Below are 6614 nucleotides of genomic sequence, written 5' to 3'. Positions count from 1 at the left end.
CAGCCGCGACAGCACCGCGCCNTGATAGCCGGAACCCGTGCCGATCTCCAGGACAAGATGTCGCGGGGTCAGCTCCAGCGCCTGCGTCATCAGGCCGACCACCAGCGGTTGGCTGATGGTCTGGCCCAGGTCGATGGGCAGGGCCACATCCTCCCATGCCCGGTCCTGGAAGGCTTCCGGGACGAACAGCGGGCGACAAATGCGGAAGTCACTTTTCAGGCACGCTCACCATGGAAGACCGATCTCACGCCGCGGCATCACTCGGCGGCGGCGACGGCGGAGGTGTCGGCGGCGGGGGCCGGGCGCAGCAGGTTCAGGCCGCTTGTGCCGATGATCCGCCGCTCCACCACGTCGGCCACGGTGACCGAGCTGAGATACATATGGATCTGGTTGCCCAGTTCCTCCCAGAGATCGTGGGTCAGGCAGCGCGAGCGGTTGGTGCGGCAGCCCTGCGGCGTGCCGTTGGCGCAGCGGGTGGTGCGGATCGGCTCGTCCACCGCCAGGATGATGTCGGACACGCGGGTGGCGTCGGCCGGATGGGCCAGCAGATAGCCGCCGCCGGGACCGCGCACGCTCTTGACCAGACCGCCCTTGCGCAGCTTGGCGAACAGCTGCTCCAGATAGGACAGCGAAATCTCCTGCCGTTCCGCGATGTCGGCCAGCGCGACCGGGCTGCCCTGGCTGGTGGCGGCCAGATCGACCATCGCCATCACGGCATAGCGTCCCTTGGTGCTGAGTCTCATCGCGATTCTCCTTGGGCTTCGTGCATCCCGAGGTGGGACGCCACCGTCTCTAGCGGTGTGGGTGTTGAACGGGGAAGGGCGGCAGGCCGGCGATCCGCCTCCAGCTCGCCGACACGGGCCTGCAGGGCGGTCACCTGATCGAGCAGGCCGGTCAATGCGCGGGCCACCGGGTCGGGGATGTCGCCGCAGGGGGTGCCGTAGGGCATGAATTTCTGGGTCTCGCCGCGCTCGCGCGGGATCACCGGCTTGGCCGGAATGCCGACCATTGCGGTTTCAGCAGGCACGTCGGCCACCACCACGGCGTTGGCGCCGATCCGAGCGCCGCGGCCGATGGTGATGGCACCCAGGATCTTGGCGCCGGCGCCGACGATGACGCCGTCGCCCAGCGTCGGGTGACGCTTGCCGGGGGTCAGCGAGGTGCCGCCCAGCGTCACGCCATGATAGAGCATGACGTCGTCGCCGATCTCCGCCGTCTCGCCGATCACCACGCCCATGCCGTGATCGATGAAGAAACGCCGTCCGATGGTGGCGCCTGGATGGATTTCGATGCCCGTCAACGTGCGGGCGACCTGGGAGACGAGACGGGCGGTGGTATGCCAGCCGGCGTCGCGGGCACGCCGGGCGATGCGGTGAAGCACGATCGCGTGCAAGCCGGGGTAACAGAGCGCGACTTCCAGCCGGGACCGTGCGGCGGGGTCGCGCGCCATGATCCCATCGATCTCTTCGCGAAGATGCTTGAACACGCCATCACCCGCCGTGGTATAGTCCGCCGCTCTCATCGGCCGCCCGCGCCCGGTTTCGGCCTGTCGGACCCTTGCGGTTCAGGACCTTCCGGTTCGGACCCTCAATGGCTCCGGCCGGCGGGGATCCGGACTGATCGGCCGGTCCCGCTAGCGCTGGGGCCGATCGGGCTGGTCAGGCGGGTTGTCCCGGAGGACGTTACGACGCATATATGATGACCAAGCAAAACGGTCAAGAATTGTGTGCAGAAAACCCCACTCCAAGACGGGAAAATCCGTTGCGGGCCTGAAGGCCCGTGCGCCGGGGCGGTTCGCCGGATGAATGTCCGGCCGGTCGCCATGGTGGTCCCAACAACCCTTTGTCCGCGTCAGGAACGTCGTTCCCATGCCTGAAGTGCTCTTCAACGGTCCCGCCGGTCGCCTGGAAGGCCGTTACACCCACGGCAAGCAGCCGAACGCCCCGGTCGCGCTGCTGTTGCACCCGCACCCGCAGCACAATGGGACGATGAACAACAAGGTGGTCTTCACCCTGTTCCAGTCCTTCACAAAGCGCGGCTATTCGGCCCTGCGCTTCAACTTCCGGGGCGTCGGGCGCAGCCAGGGCACCTATGACAAGGGGGAGGGCGAGCTGGCGGACGCGGCGGCGGCGCTGGACTGGCTGCAGACCTACAACCCCAACGCGCCGCTCTGTTGGATCGGCGGGGTGTCGTTCGGCGCCTGGATCGGCATGCAGCTGCTGATGCGCCGGCCGGAGATCGACGGCTTCGTCTCGGTCTCGCCGCCGGCCAACCTGTTCGACTTCTCGTTCCTGGCGCCGTGCCCGTCCTCGGGCCTGATCATCCATGGCGACAAGGACGAGGTGGTGCCCCAGGCAGCGGTCACGAAGCTGGTGACCAAACTGTCGCACCAGAAGGACATCCGCATCGACCACCGGGTCGTCCCCGGCGCCAGCCACTTCTTCGTCAACCGTACCGATGATCTGGCGACGCAGGTGGACGATTATCTGGACAAGGCGCTGGGCAACCCCATCGCCGCCGTGGCCGATTGAGGGAGAGCGGGGGAGGGGGCGAACAGGCCTGCCCTCCCCGTCATCTCATTGTTCGCAGCCGAGAACCCAGACATCATAGATCGGGTTCTCCATCGCCGACAGGGCGGGGCTGGAGGCGAACATCCAGCCGCTGAAGACCTGCTCCGCCTGCTCGCCGGGCTTGATCTCGGTCACTTCCAGGAAGGCGGCGGATTCCGGCGTTTCGATCGGCGGGTTCTCGCGACAGGCGCGCAGCGTGATGCGCAGGCTGCTCATCGCCTTGGTCTCCCCGACCTTCATGGTGAAGGTGGAAGTGCGGGCGGTCACCTTGTCCAGCCATTGCAGCTTGGCCGCCGGCCGTTCGAGCATCTGGCTGGGGACCGGGGCGGCCTGGAGGGTGGCCGCGCTTGCCAGCAGGGCGGCGGCCCCCAGCAGACCGGCTGCCGGCCAGCGAAAAGTTGAAAGTCTCGTCACGTCGGATCGCTTCCGTAATTGCGGACGGCGCCCCGAGGCAGGAGCACAGCCTGAAGGCTGTGACTGTGCCTGAGCGCTCCGCCTTCTATCCCGGAAGCAGGGTCAGCGTCCAGTGGCCGGGGACGCCGGGGAGTGTTGTGTGAATGATGTGCGTCAGCGCGTTACGCTGCTGCGCGACGCCGGCGCGCTGTAGGTGGCACCGGACCCGCTCTGGGGCCCGTTGCGGTCTTCGATCTTCTGGGTCGCCGCACCGGCGCCGGCTCCTGCGGCGGCCCCGACGACGGCGCCCACCGGTCCGCCGACCACGGCACCGGCCGCAGCACCGCCAAGTCCGCCGGAGGCCGATTTCTCTTCCATGTTTGCACCGCAGGCAGCGGTGGCCAGGGCAAGACAAAGGGCGGCCAAATGGGAAAGACGCATTGCATTCCTCCTGCTCCATGATCCGGCGGCAAACGCCGTCCGGATGGCGGGAGGAACGCTTGGGCGTGGCCGACTGTTCCGGCCACGTCCAGGGTTGACGCTCAGAGGGGGGTTACAGCTTGGGCGGTTGAGCTGGGGGCTGGCCGGGGGCCTGACCCTGCTGGCCGCTGGCCTGATCGCCTGACTTGCTCATGCTCTGCAGCGAGAAGATGACCTGACCCAGAAGCTGCTCCAGACCCGGTGTGCTCTGGGTGAACTCGATCTTGCCGTTCGGCTTGATGGCGTCGGGGTCACCGCCCGGCTCCAGCGACAGGAACTTGCCACCCAGCAGGCTTTCCGAGGCGATGACCGCCGCGGTGTCCTTCGGCAGCTTCACCGAATTGTCGACAGACAGGTGGACCACCGCCTGATAGGTGGTGGGATCGAGCGTCAGCCCGGTGACGGTGCCGACCTTCACGCCGCTGATCCGCACGTCGGCACCGCTCTGCAGGCCGGTGATGCTGTTGAAGTTGGCGCTGACGTCATAGCCCTGCACCTTGCGCAGATCCGCACTTTTGTAGGCGAAGGCAAGGAACACGGCGGCCACGGCGAGCACGACGCCGCCAAGCACGGTTTCGATCACATTCCGGCGCATAGAGCTATCCTGCTGCGAGTTCCCGAATCGAAACCCGGCCCGAAGGGGGCCGGGCTTTCCGTTCCGCTGTCAATTCTGACCCGATGGTCAGTCCCCGCAGGGATCAGCTCGGAGTCCAGGGCTCGTAATCGCCGGTGGCCGGCACACGCTGCCCGCCGGCCAGCACATGGCCGGGCGGACGATAGGCCTGGACCGAGCCGGACATGTTGGGCAGATGTTCCTTCTGCCGGGCTTGTGGAAGGCGCTCGACCCCTCGGGCAGCGGCTCCTTGGTGGTGTGATGCAGCCACCCGTGCCATTCCGGCGGGATCTTGGAGGCGTCGGGCTCACCGGCATACAGGACCCAGCGGCGCTCGCGCGTGCCGGGCTGGGTGTCCTTGCTGCGGTAATAGACATTGCCGAAGCGGTCGCTGCCGACCTTGGCGCCCCGACGCCACGTGACGTAACGGATGTGGATGTTCGCCAGTTTGGTGAACAGGGAGATCGGCTCGCTCATCGTCGCTCACGAATTCCGGAGTCTGGCCCCGGGAACCGGGGCTGGTCGAATGCGGGCCGCACTATGACACCGCAGGGCGCGCGCGTCCACCGTTGGTGAGGCCCAAGCGGATCCACAGGGTGGAAACGGGGGTTATTGCAGCCGGGTGGCGGCGATCTTCGCCGCGTCGACCGGGGTGGCGGTGCAGCCGCCCAATGTCGGGCCGACCGGAAGCTCGCCAAAGGCGGCCAGCGCGCCCTCCGCCTTCAGCCGGCCGACGAATCCGGGTTCCACCCCGCGGGCGACCCAGGCGAAGCCGAGCCAGGTGGAGCGCACCGGCTCGCCCCCGGCCCGCACCATCGCCGCCATCGCCTCGGCATCGCTGGTGCCGGGGGAGAAGACCGCCAGCATCATGCCGTCGGTCGCATCGGGCAGGGCGGCGCGCTGCAGCGACAGCCCCATCAACCCGGCCCAGACCAGCAGGATGCCGCCCAGCAGTGCCGCGGCGAGGCCATGGCCGATGGGAGGTGCAGAAGGGGAGGAGGGGGCCGGACTATCGCTCATGGAGGCGATCTTACGCCTTCGCTTCGGCCGCTGCCAGCGACGGGGCGGGCTTCTCGGCGATCGGCCAGTGGACGATGGTCGCGAACATGGCCAGCGCCACGCCCAGCCACCAGACGACGTCGTAGGACCCCGTCCGCTCATACAGCACGCCGCCGAGCCAGACGCCGAGGAAGCCGCCGACCTGATGGCTGAAGAAGGCGAAGCCGTAGAGCGTGCCCATGTAGCGGGTGCCGAACATCAGCGCGACGAGGCCGGAGGTCGGCGGCACGGTGGACAGCCACAGCAGGCCCATCACCGCGGCATAGGCGATCACCGTCACCGACGAGATCGGCAGCAGGATGAAGATGGCCGTCGCGATGCCGCGCGAGAAATAGTTGGCGCACAGCAGGTAGCGCTTGCTGACCTTGCCGGCCAGGATGCCGGAGGCGTAGGAGCCGATGACGTTGAACAGGCCGATCAGCGCCAGCGCCCAGGCGGCCAGCGTCGGGCTGATGCCGGCGGCGGTCAGATAGGGCGGCAGGTGGGTGGTGATGAAGGCCAGCTGGAAACCGCAGACGAAAAAGCCTGCGACCAGAAGCACGTAGCTGCGGTGCTGGAAGGCCTGACGCACCGCGGCGACGTAGCCGATGTTGGCGCCGGTCACCGCCGGGGTGCCGCTCGCCGTCATGCCCTTCGGGCCGGGGAAGACGCTGGCCAGCAGCGGCACCGCGATCATCGAGGCGGCAAGCAGGAGCAGGGCGGTCTGCCAGCCGAAGCCGGCGATGAAGGCCTGCCCCATCGGCGCGAACAGGAACTGGCCCATCGATCCGGCGGCGGTGGCGATGCCGACCGACCAGCTGCGCTGTTCCGGCGGCAGCAGCCGGGTGAAGCCGGCGATGATGATGCCGAAGGAGGCGCCGGACAGGCCAAGGCCGATCAGCACGCCGGCTGTCAGGTACAGCTCCACACTTGTGGTGGCATAGGGCATCAGCGCCAGCCCGGCGGCATAGAGCAGCCCGCCGCCGGCCAGCACCGGGGCCGGGCCGTAGCGGTCGGTCAGCGCCCCGGCGAAGGGGCCGCCGGCTCCCCACAGGATGTTCTGGATCGCCATGGCCAGGGCGAAGACGTCGCGGCCCCAGCCGCGGGTTTCCGAAAGCGGGCCGATGAACAGACCCATGCTGGACCGCGGTCCGAAGGCCAGCATCGAGATCAGGCAACCGCAGATCACGACGAGTGCGGGCGTCCTCCAGGAGGGCGCCGGTGCAGGGGTGGCGGTGGTCAAGGCATCCTCCCGGATCGGCGCCGGAAGTCGCTGCGCGACACGCCCCGGCAGCCCAGGGTGTGGTGCGCCAGCACCGCCAGCCGCTTCGCCTCCTCCGCCACCGCCTCGGGGATGGCGGCGGGGATGGTGTGGACGGCATGGCCGGCGCTGTATTTCGCGGTGTAGTCGTAGACCTGAGCCTGAAAGACGATCTCGGTCACCGCCAAAGCGCGGTCGCCCATGACGCCCACGGTCAGCTCGCGACCGGGGATGAACTCCTCGACCAGCGCACGTTCAC

General features: G+C 68.2%; 9 protein-coding genes and 2 pseudogenes. 1 reads left to right on the top strand and 10 read right to left on the bottom strand.

Annotated elements, in window-relative coordinates; translation table 11 throughout:
• The 3 genes and pseudogenes from I71_RS06195 to epsC form a co-directional block, all read right to left on the bottom strand.
• A pseudogene (locus I71_RS06195) lies at window positions 1-219 on the bottom strand (protein-L-isoaspartate O-methyltransferase); the annotation flags it as partial.
• A gap of 38 nt (window positions 220-257) precedes the next feature.
• Window positions 258-743, bottom strand: coding sequence for an Rrf2 family transcriptional regulator (locus I71_RS06190; protein ID WP_042692419.1), 486 nt, complete (start codon window positions 741-743; stop codon window positions 258-260).
• Window positions 740-1522 (bottom strand): serine O-acetyltransferase EpsC, encoded by a 783-nt coding sequence (gene epsC / locus I71_RS06185; RefSeq protein WP_042692416.1) that lies wholly within the window; start codon window positions 1520-1522, stop codon window positions 740-742. Before epsC ends, I71_RS06190 begins: the two co-directional genes overlap by 4 nt.
• A gap of 346 nt (window positions 1523-1868) precedes the next feature.
• Between epsC and I71_RS06180 the strand changes: the two genes are divergently transcribed.
• Window positions 1869-2531, top strand: coding sequence for an alpha/beta hydrolase (locus tag I71_RS06180; RefSeq protein WP_042692413.1), 663 nt, complete (start codon window positions 1869-1871; stop codon window positions 2529-2531).
• Window positions 2532-2576: 45 nt separating this feature from the next.
• Here the strand turns inward: I71_RS06180 and I71_RS06175 are convergent, their stop codons facing one another.
• From I71_RS06175 to I71_RS06145, 7 genes and pseudogenes are all read right to left on the bottom strand, one after another.
• Entirely contained in the window at window positions 2577-2984 is a 408-nt protein-coding gene (locus tag I71_RS06175) for a DUF2155 domain-containing protein (RefSeq protein ID WP_244433674.1), read from the bottom strand.
• 153 nt (window positions 2985-3137) lie between these two features.
• A complete protein-coding gene (locus I71_RS39540) occupies window positions 3138-3341 on the bottom strand; it encodes a hypothetical protein (protein WP_244433673.1) in 204 nt (67 codons plus the stop codon).
• Between the two features lie 175 nt (window positions 3342-3516).
• Entirely contained in the window at window positions 3517-4038 is a 522-nt protein-coding gene (gene mlaD, locus I71_RS06165) for an outer membrane lipid asymmetry maintenance protein MlaD (protein WP_042692410.1), read from the bottom strand.
• 87 nt (window positions 4039-4125) lie between these two features.
• The gene (locus tag I71_RS06160) at window positions 4126-4533 is read right to left on the bottom strand and encodes an NADH-ubiquinone oxidoreductase subunit NDUFA12 family protein (protein WP_375731173.1); all 408 of its coding nucleotides are present in this window, start codon (window positions 4531-4533) and stop codon (window positions 4126-4128) included.
• Window positions 4534-4665: 132 nt separating this feature from the next.
• The gene (locus tag I71_RS06155) at window positions 4666-5076 is read right to left on the bottom strand and encodes a hypothetical protein (protein WP_042692406.1); all 411 of its coding nucleotides are present in this window, start codon (window positions 5074-5076) and stop codon (window positions 4666-4668) included.
• 10 nt (window positions 5077-5086) lie between these two features.
• Entirely contained in the window at window positions 5087-6337 is a 1251-nt protein-coding gene (locus tag I71_RS06150; protein ID WP_042692403.1) for an MFS transporter, read from the bottom strand.
• Window positions 6334-6614, bottom strand: a pseudogene (locus I71_RS06145) (D-alanine--D-alanine ligase); the annotation flags it as partial. The pseudogene I71_RS06145 and the gene I71_RS06150, both read right to left, overlap by 4 nt.

This window comes from Azospirillum sp. B506 (assembly GCF_000333595.1).
Classification (GTDB): Bacteria; Pseudomonadota; Alphaproteobacteria; order Azospirillales; family Azospirillaceae; genus Azospirillum.
Note: the sequence above shows the minus strand (reverse complement) of the source record. Positions and strands in the feature narration are given on the sequence as shown.

What these genes read in the sequence shown, in the direction of transcription:
- I71_RS39540 (WP_244433673.1), bottom strand. Translation starts at nt 3,341, where the DNA reads ATGGAAGAGAAATCGGCCTCCGGCGGACTTGGCGGTGCTGCGGCCGGT.
- mlaD (WP_042692410.1), bottom strand. Translation starts at nt 4,038, where the DNA reads ATGCGCCGGAATGTGATCGAAACCGTGCTTGGCGGCGTCGTGCTCGCC.
- I71_RS06180 (WP_042692413.1), top strand. Translation starts at nt 1,869, where the DNA reads ATGCCTGAAGTGCTCTTCAACGGTCCCGCCGGTCGCCTGGAAGGCCGT.
- epsC (WP_042692416.1), bottom strand. Translation starts at nt 1,522, where the DNA reads ATGAGAGCGGCGGACTATACCACGGCGGGTGATGGCGTGTTCAAGCAT.
- I71_RS06155 (WP_042692406.1), bottom strand. Translation starts at nt 5,076, where the DNA reads ATGAGCGATAGTCCGGCCCCCTCCTCCCCTTCTGCACCTCCCATCGGC.
- I71_RS06190 (WP_042692419.1), bottom strand. Translation starts at nt 743, where the DNA reads ATGAGACTCAGCACCAAGGGACGCTATGCCGTGATGGCGATGGTCGAT.
- I71_RS06160 (WP_375731173.1), bottom strand. Translation starts at nt 4,533, where the DNA reads ATGAGCGAGCCGATCTCCCTGTTCACCAAACTGGCGAACATCCACATC.